This is a genomic window from Streptomyces sp. NPDC017940 (genome assembly GCF_044328435.1).
Lineage (GTDB): Bacteria > Actinomycetota > Actinomycetes > Streptomycetales > Streptomycetaceae > Streptomyces.
On record NZ_JBIRHJ010000001.1, the window covers coordinates 444,391 to 465,865 of the forward strand.

At 71.8% G+C, this 21,475-nt stretch carries 16 protein-coding genes and 2 tRNA genes; 12 read left to right on the forward strand and 6 right to left on the reverse strand.

Going from position 1 to position 21,475, the window contains the following annotated elements:
- Window positions 1-26: 26 nt before the first annotated feature.
- The 4 genes from ACH4DX_RS01835 (at window position 27) to ACH4DX_RS01850 (ending at window position 5,239) form a co-directional block, all read left to right on the forward strand.
- Window positions 27-1,208, forward strand: coding sequence for a PP2C family protein-serine/threonine phosphatase (locus ACH4DX_RS01835; protein ID WP_398116885.1), 1,182 nt, complete (start codon window positions 27-29; stop codon window positions 1,206-1,208).
- Between the two features lie 244 nt (window positions 1,209-1,452).
- Window positions 1,453-2,283, forward strand: a complete 831-nt coding sequence (locus ACH4DX_RS01840) for an ABC transporter ATP-binding protein (protein WP_398153637.1) — start codon at window positions 1,453-1,455, stop codon at window positions 2,281-2,283.
- Window positions 2,280-4,736, forward strand: coding sequence for an ABC transporter permease (locus ACH4DX_RS01845; RefSeq protein WP_398153638.1), 2,457 nt, complete (start codon window positions 2,280-2,282; stop codon window positions 4,734-4,736). The genes ACH4DX_RS01840 and ACH4DX_RS01845 overlap by 4 nt, the downstream gene beginning before the upstream one ends.
- Before the next feature lie 68 nt (window positions 4,737-4,804).
- On the forward strand, window positions 4,805-5,239 hold the full coding sequence (locus tag ACH4DX_RS01850; protein WP_398154158.1) for an HD domain-containing protein: 435 nt from the start codon (window positions 4,805-4,807) through the stop codon (window positions 5,237-5,239).
- On the opposite strand, the gene ACH4DX_RS01855 is transcribed toward ACH4DX_RS01850, so the two are convergent.
- Entirely contained in the window at window positions 5,236-6,492 is a 1,257-nt protein-coding gene (locus tag ACH4DX_RS01855; protein ID WP_398153639.1) for an acyltransferase family protein, read from the reverse strand. The two genes, ACH4DX_RS01850 and ACH4DX_RS01855, sit on opposite strands and share 4 nt — an antisense overlap.
- A 707-nt stretch (window positions 6,493-7,199) precedes the next feature.
- On the opposite strand from ACH4DX_RS01855, the gene ACH4DX_RS01860 reads away from it, so the two are divergent.
- Window positions 7,200-7,394, forward strand: coding sequence for a hypothetical protein (locus tag ACH4DX_RS01860; protein ID WP_030564085.1), 195 nt, complete (start codon window positions 7,200-7,202; stop codon window positions 7,392-7,394).
- Window positions 7,395-7,576: 182 nt separating this feature from the next.
- Here ACH4DX_RS01860 and ACH4DX_RS01865 read toward each other — a convergent pair.
- A tRNA-Gly gene (locus ACH4DX_RS01865) sits at window positions 7,577-7,650 on the reverse strand.
- Between the two features lie 164 nt (window positions 7,651-7,814).
- Between ACH4DX_RS01865 and ACH4DX_RS01870 the strand changes: the two genes are divergently transcribed.
- The 5 genes from ACH4DX_RS01870 to clpX all read left to right on the forward strand — a co-directional run bounded on the left by ACH4DX_RS01870 (window position 7,815) and on the right by clpX (window position 12,810).
- A tRNA-Pro gene (locus tag ACH4DX_RS01870) sits at window positions 7,815-7,891 on the forward strand.
- 264 nt (window positions 7,892-8,155) lie between these two features.
- Window positions 8,156-9,568: a trigger factor gene (gene tig / locus ACH4DX_RS01875; RefSeq protein ID WP_398116895.1), complete on the forward strand. Its 1,413-nt coding sequence runs from the start codon at window positions 8,156-8,158 to the stop codon at window positions 9,566-9,568.
- Window positions 9,569-9,985: 417 nt separating this feature from the next.
- Entirely contained in the window at window positions 9,986-10,591 is a 606-nt protein-coding gene (locus tag ACH4DX_RS01880) for an ATP-dependent Clp protease proteolytic subunit (protein ID WP_058851065.1), read from the forward strand.
- Window positions 10,592-10,647: 56 nt separating this feature from the next.
- A complete protein-coding gene (locus ACH4DX_RS01885) occupies window positions 10,648-11,319 on the forward strand; it encodes an ATP-dependent Clp protease proteolytic subunit (RefSeq protein WP_398116897.1) in 672 nt (223 codons plus the stop codon).
- A gap of 204 nt (window positions 11,320-11,523) precedes the next feature.
- Window positions 11,524-12,810: an ATP-dependent Clp protease ATP-binding subunit ClpX gene (gene clpX, locus ACH4DX_RS01890; RefSeq protein ID WP_398116899.1), complete on the forward strand. Its 1,287-nt coding sequence runs from the start codon at window positions 11,524-11,526 to the stop codon at window positions 12,808-12,810.
- Window positions 12,811-13,057: 247 nt separating this feature from the next.
- Here clpX and ACH4DX_RS01895 read toward each other — a convergent pair whose 3' ends face one another.
- Both ACH4DX_RS01895 and ACH4DX_RS01900 read right to left on the reverse strand, forming a co-directional pair.
- Window positions 13,058-14,059 carry a hypothetical protein gene (locus tag ACH4DX_RS01895; protein WP_398153640.1) on the reverse strand — a complete coding sequence of 334 codons (1,002 nt, stop codon included), beginning with the start codon at window positions 14,057-14,059 and terminating at the stop codon, window positions 13,058-13,060.
- A 183-nt stretch (window positions 14,060-14,242) separates the two neighbouring features.
- The gene (locus ACH4DX_RS01900; RefSeq protein WP_398153641.1) at window positions 14,243-15,256 is read right to left on the reverse strand and encodes a hypothetical protein; all 1,014 of its coding nucleotides are present in this window, start codon (window positions 15,254-15,256) and stop codon (window positions 14,243-14,245) included.
- Window positions 15,257-15,420: 164 nt separating this feature from the next.
- Between ACH4DX_RS01900 and ACH4DX_RS01905 the strand changes: the two genes are divergently transcribed.
- Window positions 15,421-18,045: a valine--tRNA ligase gene (locus ACH4DX_RS01905; RefSeq protein WP_398153642.1), complete on the forward strand. Its 2,625-nt coding sequence runs from the start codon at window positions 15,421-15,423 to the stop codon at window positions 18,043-18,045.
- 103 nt (window positions 18,046-18,148) lie between these two features.
- On the opposite strand, the gene ACH4DX_RS01910 is transcribed toward ACH4DX_RS01905, so the two are convergent.
- Entirely contained in the window at window positions 18,149-18,781 is a 633-nt protein-coding gene (locus ACH4DX_RS01910; RefSeq protein ID WP_398116907.1) for a hypothetical protein, read from the reverse strand.
- A 184-nt stretch (window positions 18,782-18,965) separates the two neighbouring features.
- Here ACH4DX_RS01910 and ACH4DX_RS01915 point away from each other — a divergent pair, with 184 nt between their 5' ends.
- Entirely contained in the window at window positions 18,966-20,144 is a 1,179-nt protein-coding gene (locus tag ACH4DX_RS01915) for a sensor histidine kinase (protein WP_398153643.1), read from the forward strand.
- A 79-nt stretch (window positions 20,145-20,223) separates the two neighbouring features.
- Here ACH4DX_RS01915 and ACH4DX_RS01920 read toward each other — a convergent pair whose 3' ends face one another.
- Window positions 20,224-21,228 carry a rod shape-determining protein gene (locus ACH4DX_RS01920; protein WP_398116911.1) on the reverse strand — a complete coding sequence of 335 codons (1,005 nt, stop codon included), beginning with the start codon at window positions 21,226-21,228 and terminating at the stop codon, window positions 20,224-20,226.
- Between the last annotated feature and the right edge of the window lie 247 nt (window positions 21,229-21,475).

Genomic DNA, 21,475 nt, shown 5'->3' on the forward strand with positions numbered 1-21,475 from the left:
GGCCCGGTGGATAGGGTCCACGAGCAATGGCGGTACGACGAGAAGGGCGCGCGCGACGCGAGCAGCGTGTGCGGCGCGCCGAAGCGGAGACGTTCCCGGCCCGGATGCGGAAGCGGCTGCACCGGGCCCGGATCGGGCTGCGCAAATCCGGCGTCGACTACTTCCGCGGGGACGGCTCCGACTGGGTGGCGCTCGCGGCACTGCTGCTCACCGTCCCCGTCATCACCACCTGCACGATCGTCAACCCCGTGTGGTTCTCGCCGTCCACGCTCGTCCTGCCCATCGTCGCGGGCGGCCTGCTCCTGCGCCCCTCCAGCCTGCTCGGTCTGTACGCCGCCTCCGCCGCCGCCCTGATCGTGGAGTCCGCCCGGCTCGGCCCCTACACGGAAGGTCCCGCACGGGTCACTCCCGGCACCGTCCTGACCGTCGCGGCCTGCGGCTTCTTCGGGCTCCTCATCGCCCAGTTCCGCAGCCGCGTCGGCGTGCCCTGGCGCGGCGGCGGCACCATGCTCTTCGACCTGCGTGAACGCATCCGGGTGCAGAGCAAGCTGCCGAAGCTGCCGCGCGGCTGGCACCGGGAGATGGCGCTGCGGCCGGCCGGCGGCCAGTCCTTCTCCGGCGACTTCGTCGTGGCCGCCCGCACGAACAGCGGGCGCACCCTGGAGGTCGTCCTCACCGACGTCTCCGGCAAGGGCATGGACGCCGGTTCCCGTGCCCTGCTCCTGTCCGGCGCCTTCGGCGGCCTGCTCGGCTCGCTGCCGCCGCACGCCTTTCTGCCCGCCGCCAACGGCTACCTCCTGCGCCAGGACTGGGACGAGGGCTTCGCCACCTCCATCCACCTCGTCCTCGACCTGGACACCGGCGACTACGAACTCCTCTCCGCGGGCCACCTCCCCGCCCTCCAGCTCAGCGCGGGCACCGGCCGCTGGGAGGAGAAGGCCGCAGAAGGCCCCCTCCTCGGCGTCTACGACGGTGCCCAGTTCGACCCCGTCAAGGGCTCGCTCGGCCCCGGCGACGTCCTGATGCTCTTCACCGACGGCATCGTCGAGGCCGCCGACCGCGACATCGCCGAGGGCATCGACCGCCTCACCGGGGAGGCGGACCGCTACGTCCCCGGCGGCTTCCACGGCGCCGCGTGGCACCTCATCGAGGCGGTCGCCAAGGACGTCAACGACGATCGGGCGCTGCTGCTGATCTGCCGGGACTGATCCGGCGGGAACGACGGCGAGTCCCAGCCCCTTCGGCGTTCACGGAGCGGGGTCCGGGGGCGGAGCCCCGGTTTCGATGCAGGGGTGGGTCCCGGGCGCCCCGCCAGGGCCTCCACCAGCCACTACCTCCGAGGTGGGGGAAACCCCACCCCCTACTGGCCGGGACGCCTCATGGTCCGGCCCACCCCGGACTCCGTAAGTTCGTTGCATCGACCAAGCAAGAACGACGGAGAGGGTGCACGCCATGGGGCTGCGCAAGAAGAAGCAGCGGGGCGAGGCGGTCACGGCCCCCGTGGACGCGACGGGGGACCCCCGCGGCGGCACGGGCGACTGGGCCGTGGAGCTGGGCGGGGTGCGCCGCCAGTACGGCCGCGGCTCCGGCGCCGTACACGCCCTGCGCGGCATAGACCTGAACCTGCCGCGCGGCAGCTTCACCGCGGTGATGGGCCCCTCCGGCTCGGGCAAGTCCACGTTCCTCCAGTGCGCGGCCGGCCTCGACCGCCCCACGGCCGGCACCGTCCGCCTCGGCGGCACCGAGATCACCGGCATGAGCGAGAACAAGCTCACGGCCCTGCGCCGCACCCGCCTCGGCTTCGTCTTCCAGGCCTTCAACCTGCTCCCCTCGCTCACCGTGGAGCAGAACGTCCTGCTGCCGATGCGCCTCGCGGGCCACCGCCCCGAGCGCCGCAAGGCCGCCGCCGTCCTGGCCCGGGTGGGCCTCGGCGACAAGGGCGGGCGCCGCCCGGGCCAGCTCTCCGGCGGCCAGCAGCAGCGCGTGGCCATCGCCCGCGCCCTGGTCACGGCCCCGGACGTGGTCTTCGCCGACGAGCCGACCGGCGCCCTGGACACCACCACGGCCACCGAGATCCTGAACCTGCTGCGCTCGGCCGTGGACGGCATGGGCGCCACGGTCGTGATGGTCACCCACGACCCGGCCGCCGCGGCCCACGCCGACCGCACGCTGTTCCTCGCCGACGGCCGCATCGTCGACCACCTGGACCGCGCCCCGGCCGCCCGGATCGCGGACCGCATGACCACGCTCACCGCGCCCGCGTACGTGGGAGCCGCCGCGTGAGCTTCGCACCCAACGGCCTGGCCCGCGCGGCCGTCCGCTTCAAGCCCGCCGCGTTCGTCGGCACGTTCGTCGCCCTCATGATGGCCTCCCTGATCGTGGCCGCGTGCGGCATCCTCCTGGAGACGGGGCTGCGCGCCTCGGTACCGCCGGTGCGCTACGCGAACGCGCCCGTGGTGGCCGCCGACGACCAGAGGATCCACTACACCACCGGCAGCGGCGAGGACCGCACGACCGAGAGCCAGGTCGTGCCCGACCGGGCCAGGATCGCCGAGTCCGTGGTGGCGAAGGCGGCCGCGGTGCCCGGCGCGCGTACCGCCGTCGCCGACGTCACCTTCCCCGTCAAGCACGGCGACAAGGCCCTGACGGCACACGGCTGGGGCTCCACCGCCTTCACCGGCGAGAAGCTCACCACGGGCCGTGCCCCCGCCGCCGGAGAGGTGGTGCTCGCGGGCGCCCCCGGGGCCCGCGCCGGCCAGAAGGTCACGCTGACCACCGCGCAGGGCCCCCGCGACTTCCGGGTCTCCGGGATCGCCGCGGGAGCGGCGCCGACGGCCTGGTTCACCGACTCCGACGCCGTACGGGTCTCCGGACACCCGGGACGCGTCGACGCCGTCGCCGTACTGCCCAAGGACGGCGTCAGCACCTCCGCGCTGAAGTCCCAGGTGGCGAAGGCCCTCGGGGACGAGATCGACGTGTACACCGGTGACGCGCGCGGCGGCGTCGAGGACCCGGACCTCGCCGAGGCCAAGGACATGCTCACCGGCATCGGCGGCTCCTTCGGGGGCGTCGCCACGGCGGTCGCCGTCTTCACGGCGGCCGGCACCGTCGCCCTCTCCGTCAGCCAGCGGGCCCGCGAGTTCGCGCTGCTTCGCGCCATCGGCACCACGCCCCGCCAGATCCGCCGCACCATCGCCACCGAGTCCCTGCTCGTCGCGCCGCTCGCGGGCGTGCTCGGCTGCCTGCCCGGCATCGCCCTGGCACGCTGGTGGTTCGGGCAGCTCAAGGACAAGGGCGCGGTCCCGCAGGCCGTGGAGCTCTCCGTCTCCGGGCTCCCGCTGCTCGCCGCGGCCGGTACGGCGGTGCTCTCGGCCCTGCTCGCCGGGTACATGGCCGCGCGCCGCCCGTCCCGCATCAAGCCGGGCCAGGCGCTGAGCGAGGCCTCCGTGGAGCCGCTGCCGGTGGGCTGGATCCGTACGCCCCTCGGTGTCGCCGCGACGGTCGGCGGTGTGGTCCTCGCGCGGGTCGCCGCCACCACCACCGGCGAGGACGCGGCGAACGCGGCGCTCGGCGTCGTGATGCTGTTCATGCTGGCGGTGGCGCTGCTCGGGCCGTTGGTGGCACGCGGCTGCGCGGCGCTGTTCGGCCTGCCGCTGCGCGGGGCGGGCGCGTCCGCGTCGCTGGCCGCCGCGAACTCCCGCAGCAACTCCCGGCGCCTCGCGTCCGCGATCACGCCCATCGTCCTCGCCATGGCGTTCGCCTCCACCCTCGTCTTCATGCACACCAGCGAGGACAAGGTGGCGGCCGACCAGCAGCGGGACGGCATCACGGCGGACCACATCGTGACGTCGGACACCGGTTTCGACGCGCCGGCCGTACGCGCGGCCCTCGCCCGGGACGGCGCCGCGGTCGGCGTGGTCAAGACCTCCGTGCTCCTGTCCGTCGGCTCGGGCGGCGACCGCCGGCTCGAGTCGGCGAGCACCCAGGGCATCGCGGGTACGGCCGCCGACCTCGCGAAGGTGCAGGACCTCAAGGTCAAGACCGGTGGACTCGCTCTCGGCAAGGGCCGGATCGCCCTGGACGCGAACCTCGCCCACTCCGCCCGCGTCGAGACCGGCGACCGCGTCGTGCTGCGCCTGCCCGACGGCACCAAGGCCAGGCCGACGGTCGTGGCGACGTACGAGCGGGGCCTCGGCCTCGCCCAGGTCACCCTGTCAGCCGACGAGTTGAGGCAGCACGTCACCTCGGCGTTCGCCACGGAGGTCTGGACGAAGGGCGCCTCCGCCGCGGCCCTGAAGCAGCTGACGTCCCACGGCACGCTCCTCGACCGCGACGACTACACCACGGCCCAGTCCAAGGACCGGGAGCTGAGCGCCTGGGCGAACACCACCATGGCGGCCGTGCTCGGCGGCTTCGCCGCGCTCGCCGCCGCCAACACGCTCGTCATGACGGTCCTCGACCGGCGGCGCGAGCTGGGCACCCTGCGGCTCATCGGCACCACCCGGAGCCAGGTCCTGCGGATGGTGCGCTTCGAGGCGCTGCTCGTGACGGGCGCGGGTGTCGTCATCGGCACCGCGATCGCCCTGGCCACCCTCGTCCCGATGATGCGGGGCCTCACGGGCGAGGGCCCGTACATCCCGCCGCTTCTGTACGGGGCGTTCGCCGGTTCGGCCGTGGTGCTCGGCCTGGTGGCGACGGCGGTGCCCGCACGGGCGGCGCTAGGGTCGCGGTCATGACACCGCCGACGCCCCCCACACCGCCGACACCCCCCACACCGCCGACGCCGCCCACACCCCCGACCCCGATGACCCCGGCCGAGGTGGAGGCAGTGGCCCGGCGGGCGCACGCCGGGCAGACCGACAAGGCGGGGCGGCCCTACGCGGAGCACCTGGCGGCGGTCGCCGCGGGGGTACGGGAGCGGGGCGGGTCCGACGAGCAGATCGCGGCGGCCTGGCTGCACGACGCGGTGGAGGACGACGTCCTGTCGGCCGAGTGGCTGGCGGGCGCGGCGCTGACCCCGGCCACCAGGGCGATCGTCCTCGCGCTCACCAGGCGGCCCGGCGAGAACGCGGAGGCGTACGCCGCCCGCATCCTCAGGACGCCGGGCGCGCTCCTGGTCAAGGAGGCCGACCTGGCCCACAACGCGGACCCGGGCCGCCTGTCCGCACTGGACGGGACGACCCGGGACCGCCTGACGGCGAAGTACGCGCACCTGCGCGCGCTGCTGGGACTCGGCTAGCGCCCGGACGAACCTCGCTCGCGGGCGAGGGCGGCCGCGTCCCTGCGGAACGCCCACTCCATCCTCGGCTCCATCGCGAAGCGGAAGAGCCGTCGCACCGGTGGCGTGCAGAGCAGGGTGACCACGGCGGCGGCGAGCACGGTCACGAGCACCTCGCCCGCGGGTTCGCGCAGCCACGGGTCGGCGTCGAACCAGCCCCAGAACCGGGAGCCCTTGGCCAGGAAGCCGTGCAGCAGATACCCGTACAGCGTGCCGGCGCCGAGGACGGTGAACCACATCTTCCGCCGCGGCACCCAGGCGAAGAAGCACGCGGTGAGCAGCACCGAGCAGCCGAACAGGGCGAGGGCCATGACGATCCCGGCCCACCACGGGACGCCCAGTTCCTGCGCGCTGTCACGGCGGTAGAACCACACCGACGTCATCCGCGGCGCGGCCCAGTAGGCGAGCGCCACCGCGCACGCGAACACCGGGACCGACAGGAGCCGTACCTCGCGCCGCCGCACCAGCTGGAAGTGCTCGGGCTTGAGGAAGAGGCCGAGGACGAAGAACGGCATGAACTGGAGGACGCGTTGCAGGTCGAGGTCGTCGCCCATATCGGGCGAGATCACGGCAAGCACCGCGATGGCGAGGGCCAGGGGCACGGGCCAACGCACGATCCTCCACAGCGGAACGGTCAGCCGCCACACGAACAGGGCGATGAGGAACCACGTGAGGTACCACGGGTCGAGCAGGCTGATCGGCTGCGTCGGATCGTCGTCGCCCCACCGTTTGAAGAGGGTGTACGCGACCTCGAAGATCACGTACGGCACGGCGACACCGGTCACCAGGCGCTTGAGCCGGTCGGGGCGCATGTCGAAGCCGCGCGAGAAGTAGCCGGAGATCAGGATGAACGCCGGCATGTGGAAGGTGTAGACGGTCATGTACAGCGCTTCGGCGCTGCGGCTGTGGTCGGTCAGCGGTTCCCACGCGTGCCCCATCGCGACGAGCACGATCGCCAGGTACTTGGCGTTGTCGAAGAAGGCGTCGCGCTGCTTGGCGGGCTTGTCCGCGGCCCGGGTGTCGCGCCCGGTGGGCGCCGGGGGCGCCGCGTACGCCGTCGGGGATCTCGGGACGTTCGCGGCCCCGGGAACTCCGGGGACGGTGGAGCGGGGGTCGCGCGGGGCGGGCATTCCGTCGGCCGGTTCCGGTACGGGGGGCTGTACGGGAGGCAGGGGCGCCCGGTGCCTGCCGTGCGGTTGAACGGAGTTCGTCACAGGCCCTCCCACCATGAACTCGGTGGGACGATCCGGGACCGCACTGCGCTTGCGGGGGTCGTGGCAGCGTGGAACATCTGAGGCACCCTAGCGTCGCCGTGGCGTTCCCGTAAAACCCTCAATTCATTCATGCCGTTCAACGTCCGGTGCCCGTACGAATTCGCTGGACTTCGACGGAGTCGGCCGGTCACCGCTGCCGAATTCGCTTGCCGCTGACCTTTGTGCCGCCCGATCCAACTGTCCGGTACGTCATAGCTCGTACCGCTTAAATCGTGCATAACGTCCGCGGGGGACTCAGGCGGAATGTCCTGGTTGAAGGGGGCGTGGCGGAATATGGCGACCCATTCGGTGTGCTCTCGGCCACCATTCGAATTCCTGTGAGGAACTTGTGCGAACGTCCGCGTGTACGGGTGACGGGACGGTGTCTCGGTGGTGTCGGAGCGTTGTCCGGCCAGGGAAGCGATCACGTCGAATTCGGCTGCGGGTGGACCCTCGAATTCCCGTACGGGTGATAGTGGTTCCCGTGTGACCGGTGGGCCGCGGCCCTCCAAGTGCCGCGTGGGAAGGGGCCGGTCCTGGTCAAGGCTTGGCCGACGATGTGTCACCGGCCGCATGACCGGGTCCTGTTGGTGGCACGATGGTTCTGGCGGGGGAGTGCGGGTCGTACCCCCCGGGTGGGCAAGCGACCGACCTAGGGTGTGATGAGTGTGGCCATCTCGCTGTCAGTGGTACTGCTGTTGGCGATCGTCCTTGTCATGATGATTCGTCAGGGGAACATCAAGGTATGGCCCGCCATCGTCGCGGCCCTGTTCGGGTTCGTCCTCGCCTCGACGGGAATGGCCGACGACATCCAGGAACTCCTGGACTCCCTCGCGAACACCATCGGAGACATACAGTTCTGACGGGCGACGGGCACGGGTGTGTCCGCCGCCGCGGTGCGCGCGTGCCCGTGCGGGTCCGCGCGCCCGTGCGTGCCCGGGCGGGCCCTCTCCGGGGTCCCCGGCCGGACGCCGGGTGCGCGGTCCCGGCGGCGTGAACGCGTCCGGCCCGGTCCCCGAGTGTTCGGGGGCCGGGCCGGAGGCATTGGAGCGGGCGACGGGAATCGAACCCGCGTAGCTAGTTTGGAAGACTAGGGCTCTACCATTGAGCTACGCCCGCACGCTTCGCACAGCTGAGCACCGCCGATCCCGACGGAGGCCGGTGACCGCTGCACGGCAAGCATCGTAGCGGGTCGGAGCGGACCCCCGCACACCGCCTCCGTGCGCCGTCCGTGAACCGGGAGTCGCACCGCCTGCGGGCATGTACCCTACGTGTCGCACCGACGGGGTGTGGCGCAGCTTGGTAGCGCGTCCGCTTTGGGAGCGGAAGGCCGTGGGTTCAAATCCCGCCACCCCGACCAGTACGGTCCCCCGCCCGTGTGGCTTGTCGCCCGCGGGTTCCGGGCGGCGTCCCGACGTCGCCCCCGCGCCGTCCCCGGGTCCTCACCGCGCCTCCCCGCCCTTTTCCCGCGGCGTGGGAGCACCCGCGCGGCCCCGGCGGCACGGCCCCTTCCAAGATCGCATTGTGGGTCGGCTCCCGCGTGCCGTTACTATGCAAGCTGCGTGCCCGTGTGTCTCTCAACCGGGCAGAAACCCAGAAGTCAGCCCCCCAAGGAGACCGAACCGTGAAGAGCGCCGTGGAGACCCTGAACCCGACCCGGGTTCGGCTCACTGTCGAGGTGCCCTTCGAGGAGCTCAAGGACAGCCTCGACGCGGCGTACAAGAAGATCAACCAGCAGGTCACGGTGAAGGGCTTCCGCAAGGGCAAGATCCCGGCCCGCGTCATCGACCAGCGGTTCGGCCGCGGTGCGGTGCTGGAGGAGGCCGTCAACGACGCCCTCCCGAAGTTCTACACCGAGGCGGTCAACGAGGCCGAGCTCAACGTCCTGGGCCAGCCCGAGGTGGACATCACCGAGCTGAAGGACAACGAGACCCTCAACTTCACCGCCGAGGTCGACGTCCGTCCGACCGTCGAGATCCCGGACTACTCGGGCATCGAGGTCGAGGTCGACGCCGTCGAGATCTCCGACGAGGACATCGACAAGGCCGTCGAGGAGCTGCGCGAGCGCTTCGCGTCCACCTCCCCGGTCGAGCGTGCCGCCGAGGACGGCGACGTCGTGACGATCGACCTGGAGGCCAAGGTCGAGGGCGAGGTCCTGGAGGACGGCGTCGCGTCCGGCGTCTCCTACACGATCGGCTCCGGCGAACTGCTCGAGGGCATCGACGACGCCGTGAAGGGCCTGGAGGCCGGTGGCGAGGCCACCTTCACCTCCGAGCTGAAGGGCGGCTCGGCGGCCGGCAAGGAGTCCGAGGTCACCGTCAAGGTCACCCAGGTCGCCAAGCGTGAACTGCCGGAGCTGGACGACGACTTCGCGCAGCTGGCGTCGGAGTTCGACACCCTGGACGAGCTGAGGGCCGACAGCCGCAAGCGCCTGGAGACGGCCCGCCAGTTCGACCAGGCCACGCAGGCCCAGGAGCGCGTCCTGGAGAAGCTCCTCGAGCTGGTCGAGGTCCCCGTCCCCGAGAAGCTGCTCGAGGACGAGATCCGCACCCGCAAGCACAACCTGGAGCACCACCAGCTCGGCCAGATGGGCCTCGACCTCGCGAAGTACCTGGAGATCCAGGGCAAGACCGAGGAGGAGTTCGACGCCGAGACCCGCGAGCAGGCGGTCAAGGGCATCAAGACGCAGTTCGTCCTTGACGAGCTCGTCAACAAGGAGAAGCTGAACGTCAACCAGGAGGAGCTCACCGAGCACCTCATGCGTCGCGCGCAGTCCTCCGGCATGAGCCCCGACCAGTTCGCCCAGGCCGTCGTCGAGGGTGGCCAGGTGCCGATGCTCGTCGGCGAGGTCGCCCGCGGCAAGGCGCTCGCCGTGGTCGTCGAGGCGGCCACCGTCAAGGACACCAACGGCGAGGTGGTCGACCTCGAGGACGAGGACGACTCCGTCGAGGGTGAGCAGGCGGAGGCCTCCGCCGAGGGTGCGGCCGCCGCCGAGGGCGAGAAGGCCGACGCCGCCGAGACGAAGTCGGACGCCTGATCTTCTTTGCCGTGACCGCTGGGCTCCCGGGACATGTGTCCGGGGGCCCAGCATTCTGTTCTGGGGGCCCCGTCAGGGGCGCGGGGAACTGCGCGAGCAACCGACGAAGGCCCGCAGAGGCCGATGGCGCGGGACCTGGCAGACGCGTCTGCCCGATGCCGCGCCATCGGCGACCGCGGGGCCGCTGTGGCCGGTCGCGCAGTTCCCCGCGCCCCTGCGGGGGCGCGCCCGCGCTCGCCCCTGCGGGGGGTGCCCTACCTGCGCTCACAGCGAACAGCTGCCCGTGCGGGATTCCCCGAAGGGGGCCGCGCGTTAGGGTCCATGAATACGAGGGCAGCGGACTCGTTGCCCTCGGAACGAAGATGCTGAGACGGCCGGTGCCGTCAGAGACGAGCAGGTGGATACGTGACGAATCTGATGCCCAACGCAGCCGGTGAGCCGTCCATCGGTGGTGGCCTCGGCGACCATGTGTACAACCGGCTGCTCGGCGAGCGCATCGTCTTCCTCGGGCAGCAGGTCGACGACGACATCGCCAACAAGATCACGGCGCAGATGCTCCTCCTCGCGGCCGACCCCTCGAAGGACATCTACCTCTACATCAACAGCCCCGGCGGCTCGGTGACCGCAGGCATGGCGATCTACGACACCATGCAGTACATCCCGAACGACGTCGTCACCATCGGCATGGGCATGGCCGCCTCCATGGGCCAGTTCCTGCTGACCGGCGGCACCGCCGGCAAGCGCTTCGCCCTGCCGCACACGGACATCCTGATGCACCAGGGCTCCGCCGGCATCGGCGGCACCGCGTCCGACGTCAAGATCCAGGCGGAGTACCTGCTGCGCACCAAGCAGCGCATGGCCGAGATCACCGCCCGCCACTCCGGCCAGACGGTCGAGGCGATCATCCGCGACGGTGACCGCGACCGCTGGTTCACCACCGAGGAGGCCAAGGAGTACGGCCTCATCGACGAGATCATCAGCGCCGCTTCGGGTGTTCCGGGCGGCGGCGGCACGGGCGCCTGACACAGGCACCCCGGTCGGCCCAGCCCACGCTCACACCCAGGACGGAACGCCTTCTGATGAACACCTTCCCCGCCTACGGCCAGGCCGCGGGCCTGCACACCGGCCCCCAGGTGGACAACCGCTATGTGATCCCGCGCTTCGTCGAGCGCACCTCGCAGGGCGTGCGCGAGTACGACCCGTACGCGAAGCTCTTCGAAGAGCGCGTGATCTTCCTCGGCGTGCAGATCGACGACGCCTCCGCCAACGACGTCATGGCGCAGCTGCTCTGCCTGGAGTCGATGGACCCCGACCGGGACATCTCGGTCTACATCAACAGCCCCGGCGGCTCCTTCACGGCGCTCACCGCGATCTACGACACCATGCAGTTCGTGAAGCCCGACATCCAGACGGTCTGCATGGGCCAGGCGTCCTCCGCGGCCGCCGTGCTCCTCGCCGCCGGCACGCCGGGCAAGCGCATGGCCCTGCCGAACGCCCGCGTGCTCATCCACCAGCCGTCCGGCGGTACGGGCCGTGAGCAGCTCTCCGACCTGGAGATCGCCGCCAACGAGATCCTCCGTATGCGTACGCAGCTGGAGGAGATGCTGGCCAAGCACTCCACGACGCCGATCGAGAAGATCCGCGACGACATCGAGCGCGACAAGATCCTCACCGCCGAGGACGCGCTGGCGTACGGTCTGGTGGACCAGATCATCTCCACCCGGAAGATGAACAACGACTCGGTTCTCTGAGTCCCGGCCGAGCCCCGGACGAGACCGCCCGCCGGCCTCGCCCGGGGCACCGCAGCACCATCCGCCCACCCCTCGGTACGGCCCCCGGCGAAGCGAACCACGCCAAGGGGGGCCCGAACGGGGGCCCGGGCAAGGTACCGTCGGATACAAGGCACCAGGAGCCGCTGGAGAAACGGCGTCTCCCAGGCGAAGGGGAAGCACACCGTGGCACGCATCGGTGACGGCGGCGATCTGCTCAAGTGCTCGTTCTGCGGAAAGAGTCAGAAGCAGGTCAAGAAGCTCATCGCAGGCCCCGGCGTGTACATCTGCGATGAGTGCATCGATCTCTGTAACGAGATCATCGAGGAAGAACTCGCCGAGACGAGCGAGGTCCGCTGGGAGGAACTGCCCAAGCCCCGCGAGATCTACGAGTTCCTCGAGGGGTATGTGGTCGGCCAGGAACCCGCCAAGAAGGCGCTCTCCGTGGCGGTCTACAACCACTACAAGCGCGTCCAGGCCGGGGAGAACGGCGGCGCACAGGGCCGCGAGGACGCCATCGAGCTGGCGAAGTCCAACATCCTGCTGCTCGGCCCCACCGGCTCCGGCAAGACACTGCTCGCCCAGACGCTCGCCCGCATGCTGAACGTCCCCTTCGCCATCGCCGACGCCACGGCGCTCACGGAGGCGGGCTATGTCGGCGAGGACGTGGAGAACATCCTCCTGAAGCTCATCCAGGCCGCCGACTACGACGTCAAGAAGGCCGAGACGGGCATCATCTACATCGACGAGATCGACAAGGTCGCCCGGAAGAGCGAGAACCCGTCGATCACGCGCGATGTGTCGGGCGAGGGCGTCCAGCAGGCGCTCCTGAAGATCCTGGAGGGCACGACGGCCTCCGTGCCGCCGCAGGGCGGCCGCAAGCACCCGCACCAGGAGTTCATCCAGATCGACACGACGAACGTGCTGTTCATCGTGGGCGGCGCCTTCGCGGGCCTCGAAAAGATCATCGAGGCGCGGGCGGGAGCCAAGGGCATCGGCTTCGGCGCCACCATCCGCTCCAAGCGGGAGCTGGAGGAGAAGGACCAGTTCGAGGACATCATGCCGGAGGACCTGGTGAAGTTCGGGATGATCCCCGAGTTCATCGGCCGCCTCCCGGTCATCACGTCCGTGCACAACCTGGACCGCGAGGCACTCCTACAGATCCTGGTCGAGCCGCGCAACGCCCTCGTCAAGCAGTACCAGCGCCTCTTCGAACTCGACGGCGTGGAGCTGGACTTCGAGCGCGCGGCCCTGGAAGCCATCGCCGACCAGGCCATCCTCCGCCAGACCGGCGCCCGCGGCCTGCGCGCCATCATGGAGGAAGTCCTCCAGTCGGTGATGTACGAGGTCCCGTCCCGCAAGGACGTCGCCCGCGTCGTCATCACGGCGGACGTCGTCCACTCGAACGTGAACCCGACCCTGGTGCCGCGCGACGTCCGGGGCTCCGGGCCCGGCGAGCAGAAGTCCGCGTAGCCGACACGACGGCAACGACGTGGGGCGCCCCCGGGGTGGGAGACGCCCGGCGCCCCCCCCCGGTTGCCGCGGGGGGCCCGCCCGGGGCGGGGCGCCCGGGCCCGCCCGCCCCCATGCCCGCTCCGCCCACAGGCCGCCACGGCGGGGGGGCGCCGGGCGTGTCCCCCCCGCGGGCCCCCCCACGTCGTTGCCGGGGTGATCCCGGCCGGAGCCGGGACCCTCGCGCCGTCCGTCCGACCCCCGTGGGTCAGATCTTGACGCGGATCTCCTCGCGCAGCCTGGCGGTGGTCTCCGCCGCCGCCTCGGCGTCCGCCGCCTTGCCCGACGCCATGCTCGCGACGTCCATGGGAGCGGTGAAGCCGAGCGTGCTGTGGTCCGCCCACAGGCAGTACACGACCCTCATCTCCTTGGGCCCGCCGGAGCCGCCCGCGCTCATGTTGGACGCCTTCGCCTCCTGGCACTTGAGGATCGCGCCGTCCAGGGAGTCCGGCTCATAGGACTTGGGGTCGCCGACCAACTCGATGTCCCGGCTGCCCGAACCGCCGTCCTTGTCCTTCTGGGACTCCTTCTTCATGTTGGCGAGCATGGCGTCGAGGGTCTTCTCGGGGTCGTCGATCTCCCCGTACACACCCCCGAACTCGATCAGCTTGAGGCTGAGCGGGTTCTCCTTGTCGCCCGCCTGGTACTGGGCGCCGACGTCCTTGGGGTTCTTCACCCCGAACTTCTTGGCTTCCTTGATGTCGCCGGCGGACATGCCCCCGTCGCCACCACCGGACTCCTTCTCGTACTCGGAGAGGACGGTCGCGGGCGTGGTCAGCTTGTGCGGGCCGTCGTCCTTCACCCCGCCGGAGCCGCTGTCGCTGCCGCCCAGGACGAAGTAGGCGCCCACGGCGACGGCCGCGACCACGGCGACCGCGCCGACGATCAGGCCCGTCTTCCTGCCGCCGCCTCCGCCGGTCGGCGGCGGGACCTGCCCGTAGGGGGCGGGGGGCTGCTGCCCGTACGGGGGCTGCTGGCCGTAGCCGGGCTGGCCGTACGGCTGCTGCTGCGGCGGCAGGCCCTGCGGGGGCTGCTGGGGGTATCCGTATCCCGGCTGCTGCTGGGGCGGCTGCTGCGGGTAGCCGTAGCCGGGCTGCGGGGCCACCGGCGGCTGACCGTAGGGGCCGGGCTGCTGCGGCTGACCGCCGCCGTAGGGACCCGGCTGCTGGGGCTGCTGCCCGTCGTACGGACCCGACTGGTTGTGGCTCATTCCTCGGTTCCCCCTTCGGGATACGGTGCTGCGCCACCCATCGTGACGGAAGCGGGCCCCGGCTGTGACAGCCGGGGCCCGCTGCGCGTACGCGACCCGCGTCGATGTGTCGCCACGTCGTCACGCCATCACGCCGCCACGCCGCCACGCCGTCACACCATCACGCCGTCACGTCGCAGGACGTCAGAGCTTGACGCGGGACTCCTTGCGGAACTCGGCCGCCTTCTCCGCGCCGCCCTCCAGGTCGGCGCCCTTGTTGGCGAGCGCGTCCGCCACGGTCGTGGTGACGACCACGCCGATCGTGCTGTTGTCGCCCCAGATGCAGGTGGCCATCGACATCTCCTTGGGCCCCTGGCTGGTCGAGGACGACGACGAGCCCATGGAGTACTTCATCTCCTGGCACTTCATCACCGCGCCGTCGAGCGCCGACGGGTTGTACGACTTGGGCTCGCCGACGACGGTCACCTTCTGACCGGTGCTGCTGCCGTCGCTCTCCTCGGACTTCTTCTTGGCCTCCGCGAACATCTTGTCGACGACCGCCGAGGGGTCCTCGATCTCTCCGTACACGCCGTTGATCTGGAGGATCTTCTGCGCGAGCGGGTTCTCCTCGCTGCCCGTGCCGTACTGGGCGGCGATCTCCTTGGGGTTCTTCACGCCGAACTTCGCGGCGTTCTTCGTCTGCTCCGAGGACATGTCGCTGCCCCCGCTGGAGCCGCCCGGCTTCTTCTTGTACTCGGTGAGGACGGTCTCGGGCGTGGTCAGCTTGTGCGGGCCGTCGTCCTTGACCTTGCCGGATCCGCCGCTGTCGCTGCCGCCGAGGACGAAGTACGCGCCCACACCGATCGCCGCGACCACCGCGACCGCCCCGATGATCAGGCCCGTCTTCTTGCCGCCGCCCCCGCCCGCCGGCGGCGGGACCTGGCCGTAGGGGCCCTGGGGCTGCTGCCCGTAGGGTCCGGGCTGCTGGGGCTGGCCGTAGCCGGGCTGACCGTACGGCTGCTGCGGCGGGACGCCCTGCGGGGGCTGCTGCGGGTAGCCGTAACCGGGCTGCTGGGGCTGCTGGGGGTAGCCGTAGCCGGGCTGCGGGGCCTGCGGCGGCTGACCGTAGGGGCCGGGCTGCTGCGGCTGACCGCCGCCGTACGGCCCGGGCTGCTGGGGCTGCTGCCCGCCGTACGGGCCCGGCTGGTTGTAGCTCATTACTGGGGATCCCCTCGAACGCCTGAGCGCGCCCTCATGCTCCCGCGCGCTTATGTGGTTCCGACATCCTGACTGACCGAAAGCCCGCCGTGGGGACCGGGGCGGCAACCGTTACTGAAGATTCGGGTTTCGGGACCACTCTGTGACACCACTAAACTGACCCCGTGACCGAGAACGCTCAGCAGCAGCCGCCAGCGACCACCCCCGAACTCCCGACGCAGTACGCGCCGTCCGAGGTGGAAGGGGTGCTGTACGAGCGCTGGGTAGAGCGCGGTTACTTCGACGCGGACGCGAGGAGCGACAAGGAGCCCTTCACCGTCGTCATCCCGCCGCCGAACGTCACCGGCAGCCTGCACCTGGGCCACGCCTTCGAGCACACCCTCATCGACGCCATGACCCGCCGCAAGCGCATGCAGGGCTACGAGGTCCTGTGGCAGCCGGGCATGGACCACGCGGGCATCGCCACGCAGAACGTCGTCGAGCGCGAGCTCGGCAAGGAGGGCACGTCACGCCACGACCTCGGCCGGGAGGCCTTCGTCGAGCGGGTGTGGCAGTGGAAGGGCGAGTCCGGCGGCCAGATCTCCGGCCAGATGCGGCGCCTGGGTGACGGCGTCGCCTGGTCGCGCGAGCGGTTCACCATGGACGAGGGGCTCTCCAAGTCCGTCCAGACGATCTTCAAGAGGCTCTACGACGACGAGCTGATCTACCGCGCCGAGCGCATCATCAACTGGTGCCCGCGCTGTCTCACCGCCATCTCGGACATCGAGGTGGAGTACCAGGACGACGACGGCGAGCTGGTGTCGATCAAGTACGGGGACGGCGACGAGACCCTCGTCGTCGCGACCACCCGCGCCGAGACGATGCTCGGTGACACCGCCGTCGCCGTGCACCCCGAGGACGAGCGCTACCGGCACCTGGTCGGCAGGCAGATCAAGCTGCCGCTCACCGACCGGACCATCCCGGTCGTCGCGGACGAGCACGTCGACCCGGAGTTCGGCACCGGCGCCGTCAAGGTGACGCCCGCCCACGACCCGAACGACTTCGAGATCGGCCGCCGCCACGACCTGCCGAACATCGCGGTCATGGACGAGCACGCCGTGATCACGGTCTCCGGCCCCTTCCAGGGCCTGGACCGCCTGGAGGCCCGCTCCGCGATCGTCGGCGCCCTGCGCGCCGAGGGCCGCATCGTCGCCGAGAAGCGCCCGTACACGCACTCCGTGGGGCACTGCTCGCGCTGCAAGACGACGATCGAGCCGCGTCTCTCCTTGCAGTGGTGGGTCAAGGTCGGCCCGCTCGCCAAGGCCGCGGGCGACGCGGTCCGCGACGGCCAGGTCAAGATCCACCCGCAGGAGATGGAGAAGCGCTACTTCGACTGGGTCGACAACCTCCACGACTGGTGCATCTCGCGCCAGCTGTGGTGGGGCCACCGCATCCCGGTCTGGTACGGGCCGAACGGCGAGATCGTCTGCGTCGGCCCCGACGACCAGGCACCGACCGGCGAGGGCTGGACGCAGGACACCGACGTCCTCGACACGTGGTTCTCCTCCGGCCTGTGGCCGTTCTCCACCCTCGGCTGGCCCGAGAACACCGAGAGCCTCGCGAAGTTCTATCCGAACTCCGTCCTGGTCACCGGCTACGACATCCTCTTCTTCTGGGTCGCCCGGATGATGATGTTCGGCCTGTACGCGATGGACGGCACCCCGCCGTTCCACACCATCGCCCTGCACGGCATGGTCCGCGACCAGTTCGGCAAGAAGATGTCGAAGTCCTTCGGGAACGCGGTCAACCCGCTGGACTGGATGGACAAGTACGGCTCCGACGCGCTGCGCTTCACCCTCGCCCGCGGCGCCAACCCGGGCGTGGACGTCCCGATCGGCGAGGACTGGGTGCAGGGCTCCCGCAACTTCGCCAACAAGATCTGGAACGCCACCCGCTTCGCCCTGATGAACGGCGCCACGGTCGAGGGCCCGCTCCCGGACGCGGCGGAGATGTCCGCGACCGACCGCTGGATCCTCTCCCGTCTGAACACGGTGGTCGCCGAGGTCGACGCGTACTACGAGGACTACCAGTTCGCGAAGCTGTCCGACGCCCTGTTCCACTTCGCCTGGGACGAGGTCTTCGACTGGTACGTGGAGCTGTCCAAGACCACGTTCATGGCGGGCGGCGCCCCGGCCGAGGTCAGCAAGCGCGTCCTCGGCGAGGTCCTCGACGTGACGCTGCGGCTCCTGCACCCGGTCGTGCCGTTCGTGACGGAGACGCTGTGGACGACGCTCACGGGCGGTGAGTCGGTCGTCATCGCCCCGTGGCCCACCGACGCGGGCTTCCGGGACGCCGCCGCCGAGAGGGAGATCCGCTCCCTCCAGGACCTGGTCACCGAGGTCCGCAGGTTCCGCGCCGACCAGGGCCTCCAGCCCGGCCAGAAGGTCCCGGCCCGCCTCACCCTGGACGGCACGCCGTTCGCGCCGCACGAGGCCGCGGTCCGCCAGCTCCTGCGCCTCCAGCCGGAGGGCGAGAGCTTCGCGGCCACGGCGACCCTGCCGGTCTCGGGCGCCACGGTGGCCCTCGACCTGTCGGGCACGATCGACGTGGCGGCGGAGCGCAAGCGGCTCGCCAAGGACCTCGCCGCCGCCGAGAAGGAGAAGGCCCAGGCCACCGGCAAGCTAGGCAACGAGGCGTTCCTGGCGAAGGCGCCCGACCAGGTGGTGGACAAGATCCGCGGCCGGCTCGCCAAGGCCGAGGAGGACATCGCCCGCCTCCAGGCGCAGCTGGACAGCCTCCCGGCGGCGTAACACCCGAGGACAGCCGAAGGCGCCCGGAACTGATCGTTCCGGGCGCCTTCGCCGTCCCGTCCCTCGGGCCCGCGCTGCTTGCCCTGCCCCCGCGGCCCCGCCGTCAGAGGGCGGGCTCGGCCACCGGCAGCCAGGCCGGGCCCTGGCCGGGCGCCAGGCCGAGGCGTTCGAGTTCGGCGTCCGCGAGGGCCGCGATGACCCGGGGGTCGGCGCTGCGCCAGCCCTCGGCGAGGCTGCCGGGCGTGGCGTCGGGCAGCCCCGGGGTGCGGGCGAGGGCGGCGGCGGTGGCGGCCACCTCGTCCAGGGGGCGCAGCAGGGAGCGCAGGGCGAGGAGCTCACGGCCGTCGTCGGACTCGGCGAGGTCCCGCGCGGCGGCGGCCTGCCGTACCCAGCGCAGCCGGCGCGGCAGCCAGCCCGCGAGGACGAGGCCGACCGGGACGAGGAAGAGCGCGACGGCGCTCACCACGAGTCCGGCCCGCATCGTCACCGGGTCGATGTCGTCGACGACGCCCACCACCGAGCGCAGCGCGGCGCCCACCTGCTCGCCGACGAGGGGCAGACGGGCGGCGGGCGAGCCGGAGGAGGCGACACCGGAGTCGGGGCCCGGACGGGTGAGGAGCAGGGCCATGCGGTACGCGACGACCGCGGCGGCGGTCCACGCCGCGGTCCACAGCAGGACCGCGGCGTCACCGGCGAGCTGACGGGTCCTTCGACCCGGATTCTGGGCAAACCACATGGTCCGATTGGAACTCCGGGACGCGCGGTGGCGGGGCAGCCGCGCCGGTGCGTACACCCGTTTCGCCGCGCCGGTGCCCACACCCGTTCGGCCGGGAGCGCCACCGCCGGGAGCGCGGCGGGTGCGGCAGGTCACGGATCTCCCGGGGCGGGTGCACCGCGGGGGCGGGGATGATGGGAGGACCATGGACGACCTGCCCGCCGCCGAGGCGCTGCGCAAGGCGGCGGCTGCGACCCGCCGCCTCGCTCGACGTTGCACCCGCGAATCCTGGGCGCTCGATCTGCTGACCGCGCTCTCCTGTCTCGCCCTGATGGCCCTCGACGTACCGGGCCTGGCCGCCGAGGACAACTCCCTCAACGGCCTGATGGCCACCCTCGTCCTCGCGGCGGGCGCGGCGACGCTCATGCTGCGCCGCGTCGCGCCCTGGGTGCCCTTCCTGGTCGCGCTCGTGCTGCTCGGCTGGCTGCACGAGCTGACGCTCGCGCAGTTCGCGCTGTACTCGCTCGCGCGCTACCGGGGGCGGACGGCCGGGGCCGCGGGAGTGGTGACCTATGTGGCCTTCGCGTACGTGATGTTCACCCTGCCGGGGTGGCCGGTGCACAGGGGGGACACGCTCGGCGAGTTCCTCAGCCTGGTCGTGCCGATCGGGGCGCTCGCGGCGGGGGTCGGGGTCGCCGCCAACCGGCAGGACCTGGTGCGGGCGTTGCAGGAGCAGCGGGCCGAGACGCAGGCGTTGCAGGCCGTGCAGCAGGAGCGGGCCCGGATCGCGCGGGACGTGCACGACTTCGTGGGGCGCGAGCTGACGCTGCTCAGCGTGCGTTCGCAGGTGCTCGCCCGGCGGGCCGGGGACACGCCGTGGGCCGACGGGTTCGACGAGCTGTCGGAGACCGCGCGGTCCGCGCACCGGATGCTCAACGAGATCGTCGTGCGGCGCGGGGTCGAGGGGACGCCGACCCCCGGGCTCGCGGCGCTCCCCGAGCTGGCCGAGGAGGGTGCGCGGGCGGGCAGCTCCGTGGACCTGCACGTCGACGACGCCGCGTACCGGCTCTCGCCGCTGCGGCAGGCCGCGGTGCACCGGGTGGTGCGGGAGTGCCTCACGAACGCGGCGAAGCACGCTCCGGGGGAGCGGGTGGAGGTGCGGGTGCGGGTTGCCGCCGGGCGGCTCCTGGTGCGGGTCGGCAACCCGTTGCCCACGGGGGCGGGGGGCTCCGGGGCGGGGGCCCCGGCGGCGCCGGTGTCCGCCGGGACCGGTACCGCGGGGATGGCGGAGCGGGTGCTTGCCGTCGGGGGGACGTTCTCCGCGGGGGCGCGCGGGGGCGCGTACGTGGTGGAGGCCGACCTTCCGTCCGGTGACCTGGCCTGACCCCCGGTGGGGGTGGGCGTCGATCGCCCTCCGGGCTCGCCCGCAGTCGCCGGACGGGCTTTTCTCCCCGCCCGGAGGACTATGCGGACATCCCGCGGACCAGGCCGTCGAAGTCCTCCACGCACGTGCCGCACCCCAGCGCCACGCTGTCCAGCGGGTCGTCGGCGACGAAGACGGGGATGCCGGTGGCGGAGGCGAGGCGGAGGTCCAGACCGGGGAGCAGGGCGCCGCCGCCGGTCAGGACGATGCCGTGTTCCATGACGTCGCCGGACAGCTCCGGCGGGCACTCCTCCAGGGTGACCCGTACCGCGGCGATGATGGCCTCGACGGGCTCGTCGAGAGCGGCCCGCACCTCCCGCACGGTCAGATCCACCGTCCTCGGCAGCCCGGCGACCTTCTCGCGCCCCCGCACGGTGAACGACCGCATCTCGAAGGCGTCCTCACCCGGCACGGGCCACGCGGAGCCGATGGCGACCTTGACGTCCTCGGCGGTGCGCTCACCGATGAGGAGCGCGTGCTCCCGGCGTACGTAGTCGGTGATCGCGGTGTCGAAGCGGTCCCCGCCGACCCGCAGGGACTGCGACGTCACGATGCCGCCCAGCGAGATGACGGCGACCTCGGACGTGCCGCCGCCGATGTCCACGACCATCGAACCGCGCGGGTCGGCCACCGGCAGGCCCGCGCCGATCGCCGCGGCCATCGGCTCCTCCACGAGGTGGACGGCGCGCGCCCCCGCCCCCTGCGCGGCGTGCACGATGGCCCGCCGCTCGACCTGAGTGACACCGCTCGGCACGCAGATCACCATCCGCGCACGCGGCCTGCGCCCCGGCAGGGCCTTGCGCACGAAGTGCCGGATCATCTCCTCGGCGGCCTCGAAGTCGCTGATCACGCCGTCCTTCAGGGGGCGGATCGCGGTGATCGAACCGGGGGTGCGCCCAATGGTCTCCTTGGCCTCCGTGCCGACGGCCAGGGCACTGCGCGCGCCCTCCTTGACGGCGACCACGGACGGCTCGTTGAGCACGATGCCCTGCCCGCGTACGTAGAGGAGGGTGTTGGCGGTGCCGAGGTCGATGCCTATGTCCATGATCGCCAAGTTTGCCCGGCGCCCTCCGGGTCCGGAGGGACCAAGGTCCCGAATCGGACGGGCCGAAAGTCCTGACAGGGGGCGGGGAGGTGGCGGGCAGCCGTGCCGGGCGGACCCGGCCGGAGGCCGCGCGGCCCGCACCCGAGGCCCGGCCCCGCTCCGGAGCCGCCCCGTCCCGCTCCGGAGCCGCCCCGTCCCGCTTCGGAGCCACCCCCGGCGCGCTCCCGGCCCGCTACCGATCTGCCCG

Coding starts and splice junctions, on each gene's coding strand:
- ACH4DX_RS01885 (WP_398116897.1), top strand. CDS start 10,648: ATGAACACCTTCCCCGCCTACGGCCAGGCCGCGGGCCTGCACACCGGC.
- ACH4DX_RS01900 (WP_398153641.1), bottom strand. CDS start 15,256: ATGAGCTACAACCAGCCGGGCCCGTACGGCGGGCAGCAGCCCCAGCAG.
- ACH4DX_RS01895 (WP_398153640.1), bottom strand. CDS start 14,059: ATGAGCCACAACCAGTCGGGTCCGTACGACGGGCAGCAGCCCCAGCAG.
- ACH4DX_RS01920 (WP_398116911.1), bottom strand. CDS start 21,228: ATGGACATAGGCATCGACCTCGGCACCGCCAACACCCTCCTCTACGTA.
- ACH4DX_RS01915 (WP_398153643.1), top strand. CDS start 18,966: ATGGACGACCTGCCCGCCGCCGAGGCGCTGCGCAAGGCGGCGGCTGCG.
- ACH4DX_RS01840 (WP_398153637.1), top strand. CDS start 1,453: ATGGGGCTGCGCAAGAAGAAGCAGCGGGGCGAGGCGGTCACGGCCCCC.
- ACH4DX_RS01835 (WP_398116885.1), top strand. CDS start 27: ATGGCGGTACGACGAGAAGGGCGCGCGCGACGCGAGCAGCGTGTGCGG.
- ACH4DX_RS01850 (WP_398154158.1), top strand. CDS start 4,805: ATGACCCCGGCCGAGGTGGAGGCAGTGGCCCGGCGGGCGCACGCCGGG.
- ACH4DX_RS01880 (WP_058851065.1), top strand. CDS start 9,986: ATGCCCAACGCAGCCGGTGAGCCGTCCATCGGTGGTGGCCTCGGCGAC.
- ACH4DX_RS01910 (WP_398116907.1), bottom strand. CDS start 18,781: ATGTGGTTTGCCCAGAATCCGGGTCGAAGGACCCGTCAGCTCGCCGGT.